Source organism: Aliidiomarina taiwanensis (genome assembly GCF_003987015.1).
In the GTDB taxonomy this organism is placed as follows: Bacteria; Pseudomonadota; Gammaproteobacteria; order Enterobacterales; family Alteromonadaceae; genus Aliidiomarina; species Aliidiomarina taiwanensis.
Genome location: NZ_PIPQ01000001.1, coordinates 241109 through 260048 on the forward strand (window position 1 = coordinate 241109; position 18940 = coordinate 260048).

An 18940-nucleotide genomic window follows, 5' to 3' on the forward strand; every position below is an offset into this window, starting at 1 on the left:
TAACTATAGGCTTATTTGCAGTGAAACATTTCACAGGCTGTTAGTGTATTTTCCATGAGGCAGGCGACGGTCATAGGGCCTACACCGCCAGGCACGGGAGTAATCCAGCTTGCTCGTTGTTGTGCCACATCAAATTCCACATCGCCACAGAGGCTACCGTCGTGACGCCGGTTAATACCCACGTCGATAACAATCGCACCAGGCTTAATCCATTCTCCAGGAATAAATGCAGGTTTCCCTACGGCGGCTACAACAATATCAGCTTGCTCCACATGGTGGCGTAAGTCTTTGGTAAAACGGTGACATACAGTGGTAGTCGCGCCGGCCAGCAAAAGCTCCAGACTCATAGGACGCCCTACGATGTTGGATGCACCAACGACCACAGCGTGTTGCCCGTGTAAGTCGGTACCTGTGCTTTCTAGTAATTTAATAACCCCCCATGGCGTGCATGGGCGCAGCAACGGAATACGCTGGGTGAGGCGGCCAATATTATATGGGTGGAAGCCGTCTACGTCCTTGCTGGGTGAAATACGTTCAAGAATAGTCGTTGCGTTTAGGCCCGCTGGCAAGGGTAACTGCACTAAAATGCCATCAACGCTTGTATCGGCATTTAGCTTATCGACAAGCTTCTCTAAAGTTTCTTGAGACGCGGTGACAGGCAAGTCATATGCGCGTGACTCAAAGCCGACTTCTTCACAGGCTCGTCGTTTACTGCCAACGTATATTTTTGAAGCTGCGTCTTCGCCAACAAGAACAACAGCTAAGCAAGGAGCGCGCAAACCTTTTTTGCGGCGTAAAGCAACACGCTCGGCGACAGACTGACGGATATGTGCGGCAATGCTTTTGCCGTCAATAAGTTGTGCGTGTGATGGGTTACTCATGAGCATTTATCCAAGGTTAGAATAGTAAGAGCAGAACAGGCCTACTATTTTCGCAAAAAAAGAAGCTAAAAAACAGCTAACTGGGTAATAATAGTACTTTATGCAGTAAGTGTGGCTTAAAAGTGAGCGAACGGTACTTTCTTCGTAAAAAAGGATTGACGACCCGACATCGGATAGGTAATATTCGCTCCCGTTATCACCTAGCGCTTCAAAGGCACTAGAGGTAGCAATGCAAGTAAGTGTAAGCGGCGATTAGCGCAGTTTGGTAGCGCACTTGGTTTGGGTCCAAGGGGTCGCAGGTTCAAATCCTGCATCGCCGACCATTTATGCAACAGAAAACGGCAGTATAGGACGTCGCAGTAAGGACATAGTGTCGCTGCAAACCGCGCGCCCGTAGCTCAGCTGGATAGAGCAACGGCCTTCTAAGCCGTCGGTCGCAGGTTCGAATCCTGCCGGGTGCGCCAGCGATGGAATAGCACTTTTCTGTACACTGTAGGTCACTACAACAAAGAATACCTCAGTGGTGGGTGTAGCTCAGTTGGTAGAGCCCCGGATTGTGATTCCGGTTGTCGTGGGTTCGAGTCCCATCATCCACCCCATCTTTTTCAATACTATGTATCGGCGATTAGCGCAGTTTGGTAGCGCACTTGGTTTGGGTCCAAGGGGTCGCAGGTTCAAATCCTGCATCGCCGACCATCTTTACGAATTACTTTCCCTTTTTACACGTTACTAATAGTTGCTCCAGCTTTTCTTTGCCCATCGCAAGTGTGTGGCGAATATTCCGTTCGGGAATGCTTTCGGGATGAGGGTACTTCTCCAGCACGCGCGCCACCTGGTCTACTCTCAGTAGGTGTAACATGGGAACTGGCGAGCGATTTGTATAGTTTGAAGGGTCATCTTCTGACGTGTCAGCAAAGCAATATTCTGGATGAAAGTGAGCCAACTGAAAGTGGTGATGCCAACCATGGCTTTGTAGTACCTGCTCTGCCATACCAATTAAACTTAAAAAACCTTCGAAGTCTTTGGCGTTGGGCCAGATGAGCAGGCTAGTGCTTATTTCTGGCTGTTCAATAAGCCGTTTTACCTCAAGAATTAAGCTATCATAGTAGGCATCGTCTGAATGGTCAGCTTGATAGGCATAATGAATGCGCTTGCGGGCGAACTCTTTGTGGGCAAAAGGGCATAGGTTTTGGCCTATGACAAGCCATTCTAACCAGCGCTGCGTTGCCTCTATTGCTTGTGCTTCATTCATGTTCAAGGACGCCTTGGTCAATGTCGGATAGTCTTTATAGGGAAAGCATTATAAGACGATTTACGTGGAGTTGTGAATTTCATTATGAGTACATCTTTTTGGGTTCCTGTTTCTCAAGTTGAAGTTGAGTTCGAAATAAAGAAAAGCCGATTCATAGCTCGTGCCGGGGTTGCAGAAAGTCGTGAGCAGGCAATGGAAATATTGGCACTGATGCAGCAGCGCTACCCAGAGGCCTGGCATCACTGCTGGGCCTACCAATTAGGTTCACCACACTCTCCTTATAGTGCAGCTATGAACGATGACGGTGAGCCTTCGGGTACCGCAGGCAGGCCTATTCTGAATGTGATTCAGCATAAAGAAATTGGTAATTTAATGGTGGTGGTTTCCCGTTATTTTGGCGGGGTTAAACTTGGGGCTGGAGGTCTGGTACGCTCTTACTCGGCCGCTGCTGAACAGGCGGTAAGTGCACTCAAGCTTTCCTTATACCAACCTAAAGTTGCGCTTAAAATAGCCTGCGACTTTTCTAAAGAGCAGCCCATTCGCCATTGGCTCAGTGAGCACAATGGCGATATAAAACAGGTGGATTATCAGAACGAGGTGTTCTTAACGGTAGACATCGTTGAAGAGTTGCAGCCGACCCTACTTGCTTTTTTAGCAGGCCAGGGGGCAAGGTTTGTCAGCTCTTAATTATAGTACCGTTGCAACATCTCCACGGGATCTAGCTCAACACGACAAAGCTCTTCCGGGTAGTGGTCAAAGGTTTTGTCCCAGGGAACACCTTCTCGAGTCACACGGCCAATGCCCAGCATGAGTAAGTCGGCGACAGAATAGTAAAAGCCTGTGTGGTTGCCTTTATTCATACAGCCAACGTTGTCGTCGAAACCAAACATATTCATTTTCTGGTATACCATGATCCTGTGGTAGAAACGGCGCTCGCGACGAGCGGAAGCGTTTAAGTACTGACCTACAACTGCTTGCATACCGGGCAAACTAGAGAACGTCCATTTGTACAGCCAGCTTTCGTGTTGCACGCCGCCAGACCAGGCGACGAGGGCGTCTGGCTGTAAAGTACGTGAGGCGGCAGCTGGGAAAAGGTAATTGGCACAGCTGTCAAAGCAATAGCCCTCAACCTCTAAGCTGAGTTGGTGCTTATACAAGTAGTAGCCCCAATCCATTGCTGCCATAGGTTCACCACCGGCACTGCGTACTCTGAAGTGCCGAATGTTTGGGTTAAGTTTTGCAGTGTTGAGAAGTTGCTCAACAGCAGGTCTGTCAGCGGGCCCATGCAGCACCAAGGTATCCCCCTCAAGAAATACGCTGGCGCTAGGGTCTTGCTCGACGGTGGAAGCGCAAGCAATAAGCATGAAAGGTAAGATAAAAATAGCGACAGCTCGTTTAATTTTTTTTATGCGGCTTCTGTCTACTACCATTTTATAACGTCCTTAAATAATGAGTGCATAAATTTATTCAATATATTTTTTGACACTAAGCAGGTTACGACCTTTGGCTTTAGCTTCATACAAGGCTTGGTCTGCTTGTGTAATGAGAGCGTCTGCCGTTAATTGCTGTGCTTCAGTACAGCCCGTTAAGCCGGCACTTAGGGTCAGGCGCTGATTAAAGGGGCTTTCTGCATGCACGACAGCGGTTTCATACAAGGTGTCTAATGCATGTTGAACTTGTTGACGAGCTTCCGCAAGGGGCATGCCAGGAATGATCACGACAAACTCCTCGCCGCCAAACCTCGCCACCATTTCGCCGCTGCGTCGAAACTGGTCGCTTAGTATATTTGCAACTCGTTTCAAGGCTGCATCACCCGCTAAATGGCCATAACTGTCATTGTATGCTTTGAAGTAGTCGATATCGAGTAAAGCTAAACATAAGGGCGTTTTGTGTCGTACAGCCCGTGACAGCTCTTTCTGAAGCGTGTCATTAAAGTGGCGGCGATTGGCTAGGCCGGTTAAACCGTCGATTTGCGCAAGGCGTTTCAAAGCTTCGTTCGCTTTAGTCAGCTCGAGTTGTGCTTCTTCTAATGAATGAATGTAATGCTCTCGTTGTAAGGCATTGGTAATGACTTCGCCTACTAGCTTTAAGCGACGAATATCTGCTTCAGTCCAGCGTCGACGTCGGGCTACCATGTCGCAGCCAACCATACCGACAAGCTTTTGGTGATTATAAATACCGACACACAAAACAGAACAAATGTTTTCTTTATCAAACTCACTGCGTTCCGCTTGTCCTTCAGGAGGAATGGTACGGACGTCGTGAATAACAAATAAACCCTCTGTTTCTAGTACTTGCGAAAACCAGGGTAAAGCTTCGCGGGGCACATTTTGCAATTCGTCTCTATGGCTGGTCACACCTTCACGAACCCACTCATACGTATTGCTCATTTCTGAGAAGTCACTGCTAAACTGAAAAATGTAAGTTCGGTCGGCTTGAGTAAACTCACCAAGAGCAGCCAATGCGCCTTGTATTTCATGTTTCGCGTCCTGCATGTCCACATTAATAAGCGTGGTCGATAGTGAAGAAATGAGCTTATCAAAAGCGATCATGTCTTTGAGAGAAATTTCGCTTGTTAGCAAGTCGGTCACATGCCGCTGTTGTACAAACAGTCGGTGGTCTCGCTCAAAAATTAACACTGAAGAGTAAGTTTGGTTATTTACTTGAATGGTCTGGCCTTCAAGACAAATAGCCCGAGCATGCAAAACCAAGTTTCGTTGCTCTTGGTTTGGATGGGAAAGAGCGTACGGAATAGGCGCATGAAGCGGATGCTTTACGTCTGTCGAGGCAACAAGGCCAGGGTCAATAGTAAACGGAATAGAGGCAAGCTGAACACGGTCAAGAATTGCCGAGGGCAGATCAAGAAGCGCTTGAGCTGCTTTATTGGCATAGTAGCGTATATCGTTCGTTTGGCCGTCATCGACTGCGCTGAGCTGAACAATAATACCAATATGCGCTTGCTCTAAGAATCCAAAGCCAAGGGATGCGAGCTGATGCTCGTACATTGACTCGTCATAGGGCATAGGCTTGGCTCCTTATTTGCAAGGTATTCCATAGTTATCTTTTCTATGAGTATACTTATCTCTGAACTGAACGATAGTACTAAATTAAAACGAATTTTATTTTCTGGGTCGACTCTGATGCGTAGCCTCGCTATAATGCGACGTCATTTTTTTTCATCGCGACAGAGCGCAAAGGTAACCGCCCTGTGATCGTTCGCTAAGTTTAGTCTTGATATGAAGCGACACTAGCTTGGCTAAAACGTCGTACTAATATTTATTTACTACCGAAATACTGAGGTAACAACGCAATGCAGGTTTCTGTTGAAACAACTGAAGGGCTAGAGCGTCGCATTACGATTTCTATCCCTGCTGATAAGATTGACTCTGAAGTAAAAAAGCAAATTAGCCAGCAAGCACGTACCGTGCGTATGGATGGTTTCCGTCCTGGTAAGGTACCCCTGTCGATGGTTGAAAAGCGTTTTGGCCCGAGCATTCGCCAGGACGTTATTATGGAACAAATGCAGCGCCACTACGTTGAAGCGTTGGTGCAAGAAAAACTCAACCCAACGGCAGCGCCGCGTTTTGAGCCAAAAACCGACGAGCCAGGCAAAGACTTTGAGTTTGTTGCTGTCATCGAAGTGTACCCAGAAATTGAGCTAAAAGACTTAGACAAAGTTGAAGTGTCTAAGCCTGAAGCTGAAGTAACTGATGCAGACCTTGACAAAATGCTTGAGACCTTGCAGAAGCAACACGCTGGATGGAAAGAAGTTAAACGTGGCGCTAAAGACGGTGACCGTGTTGTGATGGACTTCTTAGGCCGTGTAGACGGTGAAGCTTTTGATGGTGGTAAAGCAGAAGACTTCTCCCTCGAAATGGGTGCAGGTCGTATGATTCCGGGTTTTGAAGACGGCGTTCAAGGGTTAAAAGCTGGCGATGAGAAAACCATCGAAGTGACTTTCCCTGAAGAGTACCATGCTGAAAACCTAAAGGGTAAGGCAGCTGAGTTTGACTTAGTTATTAAGTCAGTAGAAGCGCCAGACCTGCCTAAGCTAGACGACGAGTTTGCAAGCCAGTTCGGTGTTGCTGACGGTGGCCTTGAAGCTTTGAAAGCAGAAGTTCGCAAAAACATGGAACGCGAACTTGCCAACGCCATTAAAAACAAAGTAAAACAGCAAGTGCTCGACGGCTTAGTTGCAGCGAACCCAGACATTCCTGTTCCGAATGCAATGAAAGAGCAAGAAATTCAAGTGCTTCGTCAACAGGCTATGCAACGGTTTGGTGGTGACGCTAAAAACATGCCTGAACTACCAGCAGAGCTGTTTGATGAGCAAGCCATTGAGCGCGTAAAGGTAGGCTTATTACTTGGTGAAGTTATTCGTGCAAATGAGCTAAAAGTAGACGACGCTCGTGTTGATACACTGATCCAAGACGTTGCTTCTGCTTATGAAGACCCAGCGCAAGTTGTAGAACACTACAAGAGCAACCAAGAACTAATGCAACAGGTTCGTAATGTGGCTCTGGAAGAGCAAGCGGTTGAGTTCGTCCTTGAGAAAGCGCAAGTGACAACTGAAACAGTTACGTTTGACGACATCATGAACCCACCTGCGCAATAAGCATTTGCTGAAATTGTCAGGAATTGGTTTAATGGCTCGAGTGTTCGCATTCGAGCCATTTTTGTTTAAGGAGTTAAGGAATAATGCAGGATTCTACATTCGACCCAATGGCCGCTTTAGTCCCTATGGTGGTAGAGCAAACCGCAAAAGGCGAACGTTCTTTCGATATTTATTCACGCCTTTTAAAAGAGGGTGTTATCTTTTTGGTGGGACCTGTTGAAGAGCAAATGGCCAACTTAATTGTTGCGCAAATGCTGTTCTTAGAGTCAGAGAACCCAGAGAAAGATATTCACCTTTATATTAACTCGCCAGGTGGCTCTGTTACTGCGGGTCTTGCGATTTATGACACCATGCAGTTTATTCGGAATGATGTGTCCACTGTCTGTATTGGTCAGGCCGCAAGCATGGGTGCTTTTTTATTAGCAGGGGGCACGAAGGGCAAACGTTTCTGCTTGCCAAACTCTCGGGTGATGATACATCAGCCACTGGGTGGTTTCCGTGGCCAGGCCTCTGATATTGAAATTCACGCAAAAGAAATTTTATATATCAAAGAGCGTCTAAACCAGATGCTTGCTGAGCATACAGGACAAGATATTGACGTTGTCGCCAAGGACACAGACCGCGATAACTTCATGAGCGCAGAGCGCGCAGTTGAATATGGATTAGTTGACTCCATATTAAGTAAACGAGATTTAAAAGAAACAAAGTAACGTAAAGTGCTGGAGAATTAGATGACTGATAACACGAGTGGTGGCGCAGAAGGTGGCAAAACATTGTATTGCACTTTCTGTGGGAAAAACCAGCACGAGGTAAAAAAGCTTATTGCAGGGCCTTCGGTGTTCATTTGCGATGAGTGTGTTGACTTGTGTAACGACATTTTACATGAGGAGCTAAAAGAAGCTGTATCAGAAAGCAGTGCCGTTGCAGAAACAACGCCGAAAGCCATTCGTGCACACTTAGATGACTATGTTATAGGCCAAGACTGGGCTAAAAAGGTCTTGTCGGTTGCCGTATACAACCATTATAAACGGTTGAATAACGATGGAAAGCACGAAGACGTTGAGCTTGGTAAAAGCAATATCTTATTGATTGGTCCAACAGGTAGCGGTAAAACCTTACTGGCTGAAACATTAGCCCGCTATTTAGATGTACCTTTTACAATGGCGGATGCAACCACACCCACCGAAGCCGGTTATGTGGGGGAAGATGTAGAAAACATCATTCAAAAGCTATTGCAGAAGTGCGACTACGACCCGGCGAAAGCAGAGCGTGGCATTGTCTACATTGATGAAATTGACAAGATTTCTCGGAAGTCGGACAACCCTTCTATTACGCGAGATGTGTCGGGTGAAGGGGTGCAACAAGCGCTCTTGAAGCTGATTGAAGGGACGGTGGCTTCTGTTCCTCCGCAAGGTGGCCGTAAGCATCCCCAGCAAGAGTTTGTGCAGGTAGATACGTCGAAAATTTTATTTATTTGCGGTGGTGCTTTTGCCGGTTTAGAAAAGGTTATTCAGCAGCGCTTAGCCACAGGAACAGGCATTGGCTTTTCAGCCCAAGTGAAGTCTGCGGAGGAAAAAGAAACCCCAGACATGCTGACAAAAGTAGAGCCAGAAGACCTTATAAAATTTGGCCTTATACCAGAGTTTATTGGTCGCTTACCTGTTGTGGCAAGCTTGACAGAGCTAGATGAAGACGCTTTGTTACAAATACTACAAGAGCCAAAAAATGCGATAACCAAGCAGTATGGCGCTTTATTTGACATGGAAGGCGTTAGCCTAGAGTTTCGTGAAGACGCTTTGCGTGCCATTGCTCGTAAAGCGATGGAGCGAAAAACAGGCGCACGTGGTTTACGTTCAATTGTTGAAGACGTTCTACTGACGACCATGTATGAATTGCCGTCCATGGAAAATGTGAACAAAGTGGTGATAGACGAAACCGTAATAGGTGGCGAGTCAGAGCCTATTATTATATACGGCAACAATGATGCCCATGCCTCAGGCGGTTAAATCAGCAGTCAAGGGGCCAAATTGGCCCCTTTTTTTATCTTGCCATTGAAGTTTGCAGCTTTAACCTCATATTAATACATAACATTTAATAATTGGAACGCTCCACATGGGGAATGCGATGACTGATAAGAGCGTTGAACGCTTAACTATGCCTGTATTGCCGCTACGCGATGTAGTGGTTTATCCACATATGGTGATCCCACTTTTTGTGGGTCGTGAAAAATCAATTCGCTGCCTTGACGCAGCTATGGAAGCTGGCAAACAAGTATTTTTAGTAGCGCAAAAAGACGCTGCTATCGATGAGCCGGAAGAAGACGATATTTTTGAAATCGGTGCACTCGCAACTATTTTGCAAATGCTGAAACTACCTGACGGTACAGTGAAAGTTCTGGTTGAGGGGACACAGCGAGCGAAGGTGAGTGCCTGGAAACAAGACGAAGACTATTTCACGGCCGACATTGAAATGCTTGACAGTGAAGGGTTAGAAGAAAAAGAAGAAGAGGTACTGAGCCGCTCTGCGATGAATCAGTTTGAAGGGTACGTGAAACTGAATAAAAAAATCGCACCTGAAGTACTGACTTCTTTGTCTGGTATTGATGACGCTGACAGATTAGCAGACACCATGGCTGCGCATATGCCCTTAAAGCTGGCCGACAAACAACAAGTGCTTGAGCTTACGAATGTGCGTGAGCGCATAGAGTATTTGCTTGCTTTGATGGAAGGCGAAATAGATATTTTGCAGATCGAGCGCAAAATTAGAAACCGGGTCAAGCAGCAAATGGAAAAAAGCCAGCGCGAGTACTATTTGAATGAGCAAATGAAAGCTATTCAAAAAGAACTCGGCGAGGGTGAAGACGGTGTGGATGAGTTTGAGGCACTTGGCCAACGTATTACCGAAGCCAAAATGCCTAAAGAAGCGGAAGAAAAAACCCGCTCTGAACTGCAAAAATTACGCATGATGTCGCCGATGTCAGCAGAAGCCACCGTGGTTCGTAGTTACATTGAATGGATGACAAATATTCCTTGGCATAAACGCAGCCGAGTTAAGCGTGACCTCGCCAAGGCGGAAGAAATTCTGAATGCAGACCATTACGGCTTAGAGAAAGTTAAAGAGCGGATTCTTGATTACCTTGCGGTTCAGCAACGGAGTAAGAAAGTACGCGGTCCTATTCTGTGCTTAGTGGGGCCACCGGGTGTGGGTAAAACCTCTCTTGGGCGCTCTATTGCCCGTGCTACAGGTCGGAAATATGTTCGCATGGCCCTTGGTGGGGTTCGTGACGAAGCTGAAATACGGGGGCATCGCCGCACTTACATTGGCTCTATGCCAGGTAAATTAATGCAGCAAATGGCCAAAGTAGAAGTACGCAACCCATTGTTCCTGTTGGACGAGATCGACAAAATGGCGTCGGATATGCGGGGAGATCCTGCATCAGCATTGCTAGAAGTGCTTGATCCGGAACAAAACAATTCCTTCAATGACCACTACTTAGAGGTGGACTACGACCTGTCGGATGTGATGTTTGTGGCCACCTCGAACAGCATGAATATTCCAGCTCCTTTATTAGACCGTATGGAAGTCATTCGTCTGTCAGGTTACACAGAAGACGAAAAACTAAACATTGCAAAGCGTCATTTGTTGAATAAACAGATTGAACGAAATGGGTTGAAAACGAAAGAAATCGACATCACGGATGACGCTATTCTTGGTATTATTCGTTACTACACCCGTGAAGCCGGAGTGCGTAACCTTGAACGAGAGCTTTCTACCTTATGTCGTAAGTCGGTGCGCCGTATTTTGTTGGACAAAAAGCTAACGAAAATCACCATTACAGAAAACGACTTAGAAGACTTTTTAGGGGTACGCCGCTTTGACTTTGGTCGCGCTGAAGAAAGCAACCAAGTGGGGCAGGTCAATGGCTTAGCTTGGACACAAGTTGGCGGTGACCTATTAACCATAGAAGCAACGACAGTTTCAGGTAAAGGGAAAAACCTGAGCACAGGTTCGCTTGGCGATGTCATGAAAGAGTCTATTAGCACAGCGCTTACTGTGGTGCGTAGCCGTGCTGAAAAGCTGGGTATCGACCCTAAGTTTTATGAGAATAAAGACATACATGTGCATGTACCAGAAGGAGCCACACCGAAGGATGGACCAAGCGCAGGTATTGGCATGGTAACAGCCTTAGTGTCGGCTTTAACTGAAATACCAGTCCGTGCGGATGTGGCGATGACGGGGGAAATTACGCTTCGAGGCGAGGTGCTTGCTATAGGAGGATTGAAAGAAAAACTACTAGCAGCACACCGTGGTGGTATCCGTCGGGTGATCATTCCGAAAGAGAATAAACGTGAGCTAAAAGAGATTCCGGACAATATTAAGGCAGATTTAGACATTCACGCGGTCCAGTGGGTGGATGAAGTGCTCGAATTGTCCCTTGCAGAGAACCCGTTTAAGTAGCTGATAAGTAAGTATTTTTATTTGGGGTGAAGGAACGCCCCAAAATTTAATGGAAAAAAGTGTTAAATTTTAACGAAAAATGCTTTTCATCAGCGATTACTGTGATAGCCTTATGCAAGCTATGAAAAGCCATATAGGGCAAGGCTCTTAAGGGAATTATGTACAAACACTGTATTCCGAGCTCTTGAACTAACGCTATAAGCTTGTTATAAACTTTGTTAGCCATTAATGTGAATGGGCTAAAGAACTCCATAATAACAATCGAAGGGGATGATACTGTGAACAAGTCTCAGCTTATTGACAAAATCGCAGAAGACGCAGAACTATCTAAAGCCGCAGCGAGCCGCGCATTAGATTCAATGATTAACGCGGTAACTGAAGCATTAAAGAATGATGATCAAGTTGCTCTAGTAGGTTTTGGTACTTTCTCTGTGCGCGAGCGTAGCGCACGTCAAGGCCGTAACCCACAAACAGGTGAAACCATCCAAATCGCAGCTGCTAAAGTACCTGCATTCAAGGCTGGTAAAGCGCTAAAAGATGCTGTGAACTAAGCATTTGTTAATCTAGTTTACAAAGGCGCCGTTTGGCGCCTTTGTTGTTATTACAGGGTAAATAACCCGCATTGATTCTATGATATACTTTTGCCTCCTTCTTTCTGAGTGAAGCGCAACCATTGTGTTGGTATACTTAGAAAACAATATTGTTTAGTGGTTAGCCATAAAGAGACATTTTATGCTCGAGAAGATTCGTGAAGGCTCACAAGGGCCTATAGTTAAAATTATTTTAAGTGTCATTATTATTGCTTTTGCGTTGACGGGTGTGAATGCCTATTTGGGTGGCAATGCCGATGTTTATGTTGCGAAAGTCAATGATACAGAGATTTCACGCGCAGAGTTTGACCGTGCTTACCAAAGTCAGCGTAGTCGTATGGAAGAGCAGTTTGGTGATATGTTCGCTATGCTTGCGAGCGATGACACCTACATGCAGCAGCTGCGTAGAAGCGTATTGGAAGAGCTGATTGAAGAAAAGCTAGCCGTGCAGTTTGCACAAGAGCTTGGCCTGCAGCAGTCGCCCGAGGCGTTACGAAGAACCATTCGTACCATGCCTGAGTTTCAAGTGAATGGTCAGTTTAATAACGACGTGTACAATCGTACATTAATGATGCTCGGCTTTAACTCGGCACAATTCATCGGCTATATGGAAGAACAAATGGTGCGCATGCTCATGCTTCAAGGCGTGTTGAGCTCAGAGTTTAGCTTGCCAAATGAAGTGACCCGTTTCCAACAGTTGCAGAATGAGCGCCGCAGTGGTCGTTATGCTGTTGTGACAGGCGAGCAGTTTACCGAGCAAGTAACACTCAGTGATGCAGAAATAGAAGCTTGGTACTACGACAATGCAGAACGGTTTGAAGTACCAGAGCAAATTCAACTGAAGTATATTGAGCTTCGCTATGAAGATGTGATGGCACAGGCAACAGTTAGTGACGAAGAAGTGCGTCAGTACTACGACAACAACCCGAATGCTTATAGCACAAATGAAGAGCGCCGAATTGCCCACATTCTGTTTGAGTTTGGTGACGATGAAGCAGCCGCACGTGCTCGCGCTGAAGCTGCACTAGCACGACTGCAAGCGGGAGAGTCCTTCGCAGAGTTAGCGGCTGAACTTTCAGACGACACATTCAGTGGCGAAGACGGTGGTCGTTTAGGTGTGCTTGAACGAGGCAGCATCGACCCCGACGTTGAGCAAGCAGGTTTTGCGTTAACGGCAGCAGGCGATATATCGGACGTGGTGCGTTCTGAGTTTGGTTTTCACATTATTCAGCTGACCGACCTTGAGCCTGGAACTCAGCAAAGCTTTGCTGATGTTGCCGATGATATTCGCGAAAACCTGCGACGTGTGGCTGGTGAAACAGAGTACTTCCGCCTGCAACAAGAGTTGGCGCGTATTTCATTTGAAGTGCCTGACACTTTGGAAATTGCCGCAGAACAGCTTGGTTTAGAGGTAAAAACGAGCCCTGTTATCACGCGGGTAAATGCACCAGAAGGATTTAATGACGCAGCCTTACTCGCACAAGCATTTTCTCCAGACGTGACGGAGCGTGAGTTGAATAGTGAGCTTGTAGAGCTTGATGAGCGTTCTTTGGTGGTTCGCAACCATTCATACCAGCCAACGCATACACGACCATTAGCAGAAGTGCGTGAGCAAATTGTGTCAGTATTGACCGCTGAGAAAGCACAAGAAATGGCTTTAGCACAAGCTGAGCAATTAGCGCAAAGCTTGCGCAGTGGCGAGCCAGTGGATGTGGAGTTTGCCTATATTGAGGCGGCGGGTCGTTTTGGTTCAGAATTACCTGGCGCGGTTCGCCAACAACTCTTTAAAATGCCGTTTGCGAAAGAGTCCGAGTCAGCACAGGTAACTGCTGTGGCACTTAGTAATGGTGACGCTGCCGTGCTAGAGCTGACTGACGTGTCCGCTGGGGTAGTGAACGCTGAAATGAACGAGCAATTTGAGTCTCGTTTAGCGAATGACTTCACGGACCGAGCTTACACAGGTTTGATGGAAAGCTTAAAAGCGAAGGCGAAGATAGTTCGCCGCTTGTAATACCGGGTTATTAAACATAAGCCCTCTCAGGTGAGAGGGCTTTTTTTATGGGCTCGATAAATAAAGCGGGATCAGCGGGGATATAAGCCTGCAGTGGCTGCAGAGCCATGGTGTGCTCGGCTATGCAAGTGCGCAATGGCTGTCCATAGCTGTTTACCATGTCGCCAGGGTTGCTTCTGCGCACTGTATAGACTGCTCTCAAGTAGGTTTATTTGCTCCAAGAGTAGCGAGTCGTGGGGGAAGGCTTGTTTTAGATTGTTCAGGCTTCCATGAGAGCCTACTCGCGCCTTTTGCCATTGGTTAAGAGCCTGTATTGCCAAGGTGCTGTCATTTTTGTCACAGGCTCGTTTTAGCTGGTTTAATGCATCGCGAGCACGTATTGGTACCGTATGAGCGGGCATGTCATCGCTTACACGGGCACGTTTTAGCTTTCGTAGAGCCACGACTAAGACGGAAAGTGTTACCAGCCACAATAGACTCATGCCAGCAAATGCAATGGGTAACCAAGGGGGTGTCTGCGTGGGCTGGCTGACGACAACGCTGCTTTCTTCAGGACGAACGAGCTCAGTTATTGCTCCTGTGTCTTCCTCAAGTTGGACCGCTTGAGGTGAAGCAAGTCCTGCAGGGGGCGAAACTATAGAGAACTCCCGCTCTGGAAGTACAGCATATTCTATGGACTCGGTTCGGCTGTTAAACCAAGGAAGCTTTACTTCGGGCAAGGTCACTGTTCCTGCTTGTGACGGGATAATGACAACCGTATAGCGGGCCTGAGCAACATGCATGCCGTTCTTCACAGCATTTGTTAATTGCGGACGTTCTGGGTAAGTCCGAAGTGACTCAGGCCACTGCAGCGTTATCTCAGGTAAGCTTTCTGCTGCAACATTCGCAGCCGTAAGGGTAATCGTGCGGGTGACAGGCTCACCGACAGGGAAAACAGCGCGTTCAGTGTCCCATGTTTCTTCTAAAGTCACTTGCTCGCTAATAAACCAAGTACCAGGGAAGTTGTCTGGCTTTGGCTTCACCTCTAGCTGAATGCTGGGGGTATGGAGAGTCACTTGTTCTGGTCGACCAAATCCCAAAAGGCCTCGGCTGCTGCGAGTACGTGAAATACCATTAAAAACTGCGCCTTTGATGTCAAGCTCACCGCTACGTTGAGGAGTAATTGCATACTCCTGGGTTATTACACGATACCTCTGGCCATTGATGATTTCTTGGCGCTCTCGGTTTTGGGTCACCATTTGTATGTCCGCATTTGCTGCTTCTGGGGCGTTGATGGTGCCACTGTCTAATGCGGTGTTGTTTTGTAAATACAACTCTACTTTATACATAAGCTGCTCACGCACGTAGGGCTGTTCGTTGGAAAGCTCTGCTTGAATAAAGTATGGACGCTGTTCGCCACTTGCAGACATAGTGGCTTGGATAACCTCTATGTCTAACGGCTCTGTTGTGTATCCTTGAATGTTCAATGAAGGAATAGTGTAGGTACCCGGTGACTGAGCTGTTAAACGGACTTGCCAACGAGTTGTTTGTGTCATTACCCCTTGCACCAATGAATGGGACTTTTCTGAGGCGGTCGCACCTACAATAAAGTCTTTTAGTAAGGGAGAGGTGTCGAAGGCCCAGTTTGGTAGGTCCTCGTTCGCTGTGATAATGAGATTAAAGGACTCATTCATGATCACCGGGTTGCGATCAACGGACACATCTACCTGAAGTGCTGCGAAAGCGGGCAGACTGATCAGACCTATAAGGCAAATAACAGCATAAAAAAGCCTAAACAAAGGCATGGTAATGTCCTCTTTTCAGTTAGTAGTGGCGTTGCAGACGACGGCGCTCAGCTTCGCGCAGCAGCCGAGTTCGCAAGAGAGCCGCAGGGTCATCGTCTAGTTGCTTCAGTAAAGACTGCAACTGTTCACGCTCTTCTTCAGATAAATCAGCCCAAGCTGCAGGAAAACCACCTTCAGCCTGCTGGCTTTCTTCTTGCTCTTGTTCTTGCTCTAGCGATGGAGCGTGTTCTGAGTTTTGCTCGTTCTCGGTTTGCGAAGGTTGACTGGGTTCAGCCTCGTTTTGTGCCGCCTCGCGTTGGTCAGCTTCACGTTGCTCCTGCTGAGAATTGGATGTGGACTGTTCTTGGCTTTCTTGTCCAGGCTCGTCTTCACGGCTTTGCTGAGGGTCGCTTGACGCTTGTTCTGTATCGCCTTGTTGTTGCTGACTCGATGAGTCCAGAAGCTGCTCAACGAGGGCTTTGTTCGCCTCTGCTTGAGACCAACCGGGGCGTTTGGAAAGAGCGTCCTGGTATGCTTGAATAGCCGCCTCAAGCTCTCCCGCTTTCGCTAAACTGTTACCGCGATTAAAGTCTGCTTCCGCTGATGTTAATTGAGCAAAGGTGGAAGCTGCTTGTTGGTAGTCTCCTGAGCGGTAGTAAGCCATGCCTGTGAGCATGGGGTTTGCGCTCGCACTAGAAGCTGCATGGTAGTGGCCTTGTTGATAGAGGCTTAGAGCGCGCTGTTGACTATTTTTAAAGGCTGATGCCAGAAAGGGCTCTTTTATTTGATCCTGGGCCTGTGCAAAGGGCGCATAGCTGAACGCTATTAAACAGGCGAAGGCAGGAAGCACTAGCAGTTGAGTCGCCGTATTACGTTGGATAAAACGGGGCTTAAATCCGAATAAATCAAGACCTAGCCAAAACAGCAAAGGGAGCAGCAATAACGCAAAATAAGGCCCAAGGTCGAGCCATTCGTCGTAGTTTCCAGGGGACTGAGCCTGCTGTGCCTGTGTCTGTTTAGGGAGCTGATGAACAATGCTATGAATGTCGCTGTCGTCCGCTTGAGCATGAAAGTAACGGCCTCCAGTAAGTCGGGTGATTTGCTGTAAGTACTCCGGGTACAGTTTTGGAATAACAAGACGCCCTTGTCGGTCGCGGAGTAACTCACCTTGTTGTGTTCGCACGGGAGCACCTTCTTGACTACCAGCGGCGATGACGGACACTCGATAGCTTTGAGTTTCTGGCAGTTGGTGAATAAACTGCTTTACTTCCTCAGCTTGGTCACGGTCAATACCTCCTGTAAGCCAAATAATGTCAGCTCGCTGGTAACCCGCCTGAGCAAGCAGTTGCTGTGCTTGTTGAAAGGCCAATAGCGGATGATTACCTGGTTCGGGCATAATTTCCGGACTGAGAGCCGACAACATATGAAGAATGGTGTCAGGGTCTTGGGTTAAGGGGGAGACAACAAATGCATCACCAGCATAGGCAATAAGACCTGTTTGTCCGTCTGCAACCTGACTGAGTAAGTCATGTGCTTTAAATTTTAACTGTTCAAATCTGTCCGGCCTTACATCATTTGCGCGTGTGCTCAAACTGGCATCCATGATGATTACTCGACCATAGTCCAAACTATAAGTAGGCACTTGCACGCGTAGCCAGCTTGGTCCCGCTGCAGCAAGACTGGCGATAAGCCAGCAGCTAGCAGCAAGCCAAAGAATATGCTTGCCGTGCTGCTTTGCCGGCTCGGTCAGTACTGTCAATAAATGGGGTGCGACCAGGGCTTTCAAACTATGGCTACGTGCTAATTGCTTGCGCCAAGTGGGTAGCAAAACCAATAAAGGTAGAAGTGTAAGTAACCACCAAGGGCGCAGAAAGTGTAAAGCGTCCATTATAAGGCCCTCCCTTGTAGGCTGCGCTGCTTCAGCCAAAATAATCCAGCATGCAGTAACACACAAAGTAAACCTAGCCCAAGTGGCCAGTGGACGAGGCTGCGCTGTGGTCGAAACTGCTGTTGCTCGCTCTGTACTGGCTCTAATTGGTCAATGAGGCTATAAATGCGTTCCATTTCTCGCACATTACGTGCGCGGAAATATTCACCACCGCTGGCATGGGCTACCTCGGTTAAAAAGGGCTCGTTCAGCTCTTGGCTGGGGTTAATGCGGCGCTCCCCAAACAAGCTTGGCACCACCATTTCATCGGCACCTATCCCAATGGTGTGAATACGTACATCATTGTTTTTTGCAAGCAGAATGGCTTCTTCTGGGCCAATTCGGCCGGCGTTTATCATGCCGTCGGTCAGCATTAAAATAACCCGTTGTTCACTGTTACTTGTAATAAAAGACTTGATAGCAAGGCCAATGGCGTCTCCCAGGGCTGTTTGTGAGCCAACTAAGCCAAGCTCTGCTTCTTCAGCTAAGCGTGCAACAGTGTCTAGGTCAGAAGTGAGTGGTACATACATATGGGCCGAGTCGGCATAGATAATAAGCCCTATGCGGTCGCCTTGGCGCCGACGAATAAAGTCGGCCAATATATGGTGGGCTGCATATAGCCGTGACACGGGCTGACCGTTCATGCGCATATCTTCCTGGCGCATACTGCCCGATAAATCCATAGCAATAAGAATCTCACGGGCTTGTTGTTGGGTTGGAATGGGTTCGCCCAGCCAGCGCGGTTGAGCGGCTGCAACAACAACGCAGCACCACACAATAAACGGTAAAAAGAGTTGGCGTAAGCGCTGCAGGTTACTTAAGGAAGGGGCCTGCGTACCTGTAAGCCCACGGCTAGCACTGCCAGGAAAGTGCAGTTTTGCCGTGTCTACACCCGAGGATTTAGCAAACAGTAGCACCAAGGGTAGAGGCAGTAGTAACAACACCCAGGACCAAGCAAAGCTAAACATGCTCGCCTCCTTTATTTGCTAGCTTCCCCTTGCGAAGCATAGGTGCAGAATGTAACCAAGCACAGGCAAATGCATGGTACTCGGCAAATACTTGTGCATGGTCTGCTTGATACATATGGTCTGCTATGCGTTGTAACTGAGTTTCGCTATATTGCCGCTTTGCTGGTAATTGTTGGTTTAGGAGTGACAACCAAACCAAACCTGTGGCTGCTTTTAAGTGCTGGCTTGGGAAATAATGAAGCACGACCTGTTTTAATGCATAGGATATGTCGGCAACAGAGCCTGCGTGGCGGATTGTGCGCTGGTGATGGCGAAGCACTGCGCTGGCCTTCCGGCGGCGCAATAACATATAACTTGCCAGAAAAACAGCGGCCATAATACCGGTTATGAGCAGCCACCACCCCCAAGCTAAGGGCCAGTATGAAACCTGCTCGAGTTCAACAATGTCATGAAGTTGGGCAAGTGGGTCCATATT

General features: G+C 47.5%; 15 protein-coding genes and 4 tRNA genes. 11 read left to right on the forward strand and 8 right to left on the reverse strand.

Going from position 1 to position 18940, the window contains the following annotated elements:
* Positions 1–11 precede the first annotated feature (11 nt).
* The gene (gene folD / locus CWE15_RS01095) at positions 12–881 is read right to left on the reverse strand and encodes a bifunctional methylenetetrahydrofolate dehydrogenase/methenyltetrahydrofolate cyclohydrolase FolD (RefSeq protein ID WP_126756218.1); all 870 of its coding nucleotides are present in this window, start codon (positions 879–881) and stop codon (positions 12–14) included.
* A gap of 246 nt (positions 882–1127) precedes the next feature.
* Here folD and CWE15_RS01100 point away from each other — a divergent pair.
* The 4 genes from CWE15_RS01100 (at position 1128) to CWE15_RS01115 (ending at position 1577) form a co-directional block, all read left to right on the forward strand.
* Positions 1128–1204: transfer RNA gene (locus CWE15_RS01100), tRNA-Pro, on the forward strand.
* A 64-nt stretch (positions 1205–1268) separates the two neighbouring features.
* Positions 1269–1345: transfer RNA gene (locus tag CWE15_RS01105), tRNA-Arg, on the forward strand.
* A 59-nt stretch (positions 1346–1404) separates the two neighbouring features.
* A tRNA-His gene (locus CWE15_RS01110) sits at positions 1405–1480 on the forward strand.
* Positions 1481–1500: 20 nt separating this feature from the next.
* A tRNA-Pro gene (locus CWE15_RS01115) sits at positions 1501–1577 on the forward strand.
* 10 nt (positions 1578–1587) lie between these two features.
* Here CWE15_RS01115 and CWE15_RS01120 read toward each other — a convergent pair.
* On the reverse strand, positions 1588–2133 hold the full coding sequence (locus CWE15_RS01120) for a DUF1415 domain-containing protein (protein ID WP_126756219.1): 546 nt from the start codon (positions 2131–2133) through the stop codon (positions 1588–1590).
* An 84-nt stretch (positions 2134–2217) separates the two neighbouring features.
* On the opposite strand from CWE15_RS01120, the gene CWE15_RS01125 reads away from it, so the two are divergent.
* Positions 2218–2820 (forward strand): IMPACT family protein, encoded by a 603-nt coding sequence (locus tag CWE15_RS01125; RefSeq protein WP_126756220.1) that lies wholly within the window; start codon positions 2218–2220, stop codon positions 2818–2820.
* Here the strand turns inward: CWE15_RS01125 and CWE15_RS01130 are convergent.
* Together CWE15_RS01130 and CWE15_RS01135 are read right to left on the reverse strand one after the other, a co-directional pair.
* On the reverse strand, positions 2817–3563 hold the full coding sequence (locus CWE15_RS01130; RefSeq protein WP_126756221.1) for a hypothetical protein: 747 nt from the start codon (positions 3561–3563) through the stop codon (positions 2817–2819). The two genes, CWE15_RS01125 and CWE15_RS01130, sit on opposite strands and share 4 nt — an antisense overlap.
* 33 nt (positions 3564–3596) lie before the next feature.
* Complete coding sequence (locus CWE15_RS01135) at positions 3597–5156, reverse strand: sensor domain-containing diguanylate cyclase (RefSeq protein ID WP_126756222.1); 1560 nt, start codon at positions 5154–5156, stop codon at positions 3597–3599.
* A gap of 287 nt (positions 5157–5443) precedes the next feature.
* On the opposite strand from CWE15_RS01135, the gene tig reads away from it, so the two are divergent.
* From tig to CWE15_RS01165, 6 genes are all read left to right on the forward strand, one after another.
* Entirely contained in the window at positions 5444–6748 is a 1305-nt protein-coding gene (gene tig / locus CWE15_RS01140; protein ID WP_126756223.1) for a trigger factor, read from the forward strand.
* A gap of 83 nt (positions 6749–6831) precedes the next feature.
* Positions 6832–7458, forward strand: coding sequence for an ATP-dependent Clp endopeptidase proteolytic subunit ClpP (gene clpP / locus CWE15_RS01145; protein WP_126756224.1), 627 nt, complete (start codon positions 6832–6834; stop codon positions 7456–7458).
* 21 nt (positions 7459–7479) lie between these two features.
* Positions 7480–8754, forward strand: a complete 1275-nt coding sequence (gene clpX / locus CWE15_RS01150) for an ATP-dependent protease ATP-binding subunit ClpX (RefSeq protein ID WP_126756225.1) — start codon at positions 7480–7482, stop codon at positions 8752–8754.
* 118 nt (positions 8755–8872) lie between these two features.
* The gene (gene lon, locus CWE15_RS01155) at positions 8873–11206 is read left to right on the forward strand and encodes an endopeptidase La (protein WP_126756226.1); all 2334 of its coding nucleotides are present in this window, start codon (positions 8873–8875) and stop codon (positions 11204–11206) included.
* Between the two features lie 260 nt (positions 11207–11466).
* The gene (locus CWE15_RS01160; protein WP_126756832.1) at positions 11467–11757 is read left to right on the forward strand and encodes an HU family DNA-binding protein; all 291 of its coding nucleotides are present in this window, start codon (positions 11467–11469) and stop codon (positions 11755–11757) included.
* 181 nt (positions 11758–11938) lie between these two features.
* Positions 11939–13807 carry a SurA N-terminal domain-containing protein gene (locus tag CWE15_RS01165; RefSeq protein WP_126756227.1) on the forward strand — a complete coding sequence of 623 codons (1869 nt, stop codon included), beginning with the start codon at positions 11939–11941 and terminating at the stop codon, positions 13805–13807.
* A gap of 71 nt (positions 13808–13878) precedes the next feature.
* Here the strand turns inward: CWE15_RS01165 and CWE15_RS01170 are convergent, their stop codons facing one another.
* The 4 genes from CWE15_RS01170 to CWE15_RS01185 are packed head-to-tail and all read right to left on the reverse strand — an operon-like array spanning position 13879 to position 18937.
* On the reverse strand, positions 13879–15591 hold the full coding sequence (locus CWE15_RS01170; protein WP_126756228.1) for a BatD family protein: 1713 nt from the start codon (positions 15589–15591) through the stop codon (positions 13879–13881).
* Between the two features lie 19 nt (positions 15592–15610).
* Complete coding sequence (locus CWE15_RS01175; protein WP_126756229.1) at positions 15611–17458, reverse strand: vWA domain-containing protein; 1848 nt, start codon at positions 17456–17458, stop codon at positions 15611–15613.
* Entirely contained in the window at positions 17458–18465 is a 1008-nt protein-coding gene (locus CWE15_RS01180; RefSeq protein WP_126756230.1) for a VWA domain-containing protein, read from the reverse strand. Before CWE15_RS01180 ends, CWE15_RS01175 begins: the two co-directional genes overlap by 1 nt.
* Positions 18458–18937, reverse strand: a complete 480-nt coding sequence (locus CWE15_RS01185; protein WP_126756231.1) for a DUF4381 domain-containing protein — start codon at positions 18935–18937, stop codon at positions 18458–18460. The genes CWE15_RS01180 and CWE15_RS01185 overlap by 8 nt, the downstream gene beginning before the upstream one ends.
* Positions 18938–18940: the final 3 nt, after the last annotated feature.

Excerpts from the sequence above, each read along its gene's own strand:
- tig (WP_126756223.1), top strand. The coding sequence starts at position 5,444 with ATGCAGGTTTCTGTTGAAACAACTGAAGGGCTAGAGCGTCGCATTACG.
- CWE15_RS01175 (WP_126756229.1), bottom strand. The coding sequence starts at position 17,458 with ATGGACGCTTTACACTTTCTGCGCCCTTGGTGGTTACTTACACTTCTA.
- clpP (WP_126756224.1), top strand. The coding sequence starts at position 6,832 with ATGCAGGATTCTACATTCGACCCAATGGCCGCTTTAGTCCCTATGGTG.
- CWE15_RS01165 (WP_126756227.1), top strand. The coding sequence starts at position 11,939 with ATGCTCGAGAAGATTCGTGAAGGCTCACAAGGGCCTATAGTTAAAATT.
- CWE15_RS01180 (WP_126756230.1), bottom strand. The coding sequence starts at position 18,465 with ATGTTTAGCTTTGCTTGGTCCTGGGTGTTGTTACTACTGCCTCTACCC.
- folD (WP_126756218.1), bottom strand. The coding sequence starts at position 881 with ATGAGTAACCCATCACACGCACAACTTATTGACGGCAAAAGCATTGCC.
- CWE15_RS01120 (WP_126756219.1), bottom strand. The coding sequence starts at position 2,133 with ATGAATGAAGCACAAGCAATAGAGGCAACGCAGCGCTGGTTAGAATGG.
- clpX (WP_126756225.1), top strand. The coding sequence starts at position 7,480 with ATGACTGATAACACGAGTGGTGGCGCAGAAGGTGGCAAAACATTGTAT.
- CWE15_RS01185 (WP_126756231.1), bottom strand. The coding sequence starts at position 18,937 with ATGGACCCACTTGCCCAACTTCATGACATTGTTGAACTCGAGCAGGTT.
- CWE15_RS01135 (WP_126756222.1), bottom strand. The coding sequence starts at position 5,156 with ATGCCCTATGACGAGTCAATGTACGAGCATCAGCTCGCATCCCTTGGC.
- CWE15_RS01130 (WP_126756221.1), bottom strand. The coding sequence starts at position 3,563 with ATGGTAGTAGACAGAAGCCGCATAAAAAAAATTAAACGAGCTGTCGCT.
- CWE15_RS01170 (WP_126756228.1), bottom strand. The coding sequence starts at position 15,591 with ATGCCTTTGTTTAGGCTTTTTTATGCTGTTATTTGCCTTATAGGTCTG.
- CWE15_RS01125 (WP_126756220.1), top strand. The coding sequence starts at position 2,218 with ATGAGTACATCTTTTTGGGTTCCTGTTTCTCAAGTTGAAGTTGAGTTC.
- lon (WP_126756226.1), top strand. The coding sequence starts at position 8,873 with ATGACTGATAAGAGCGTTGAACGCTTAACTATGCCTGTATTGCCGCTA.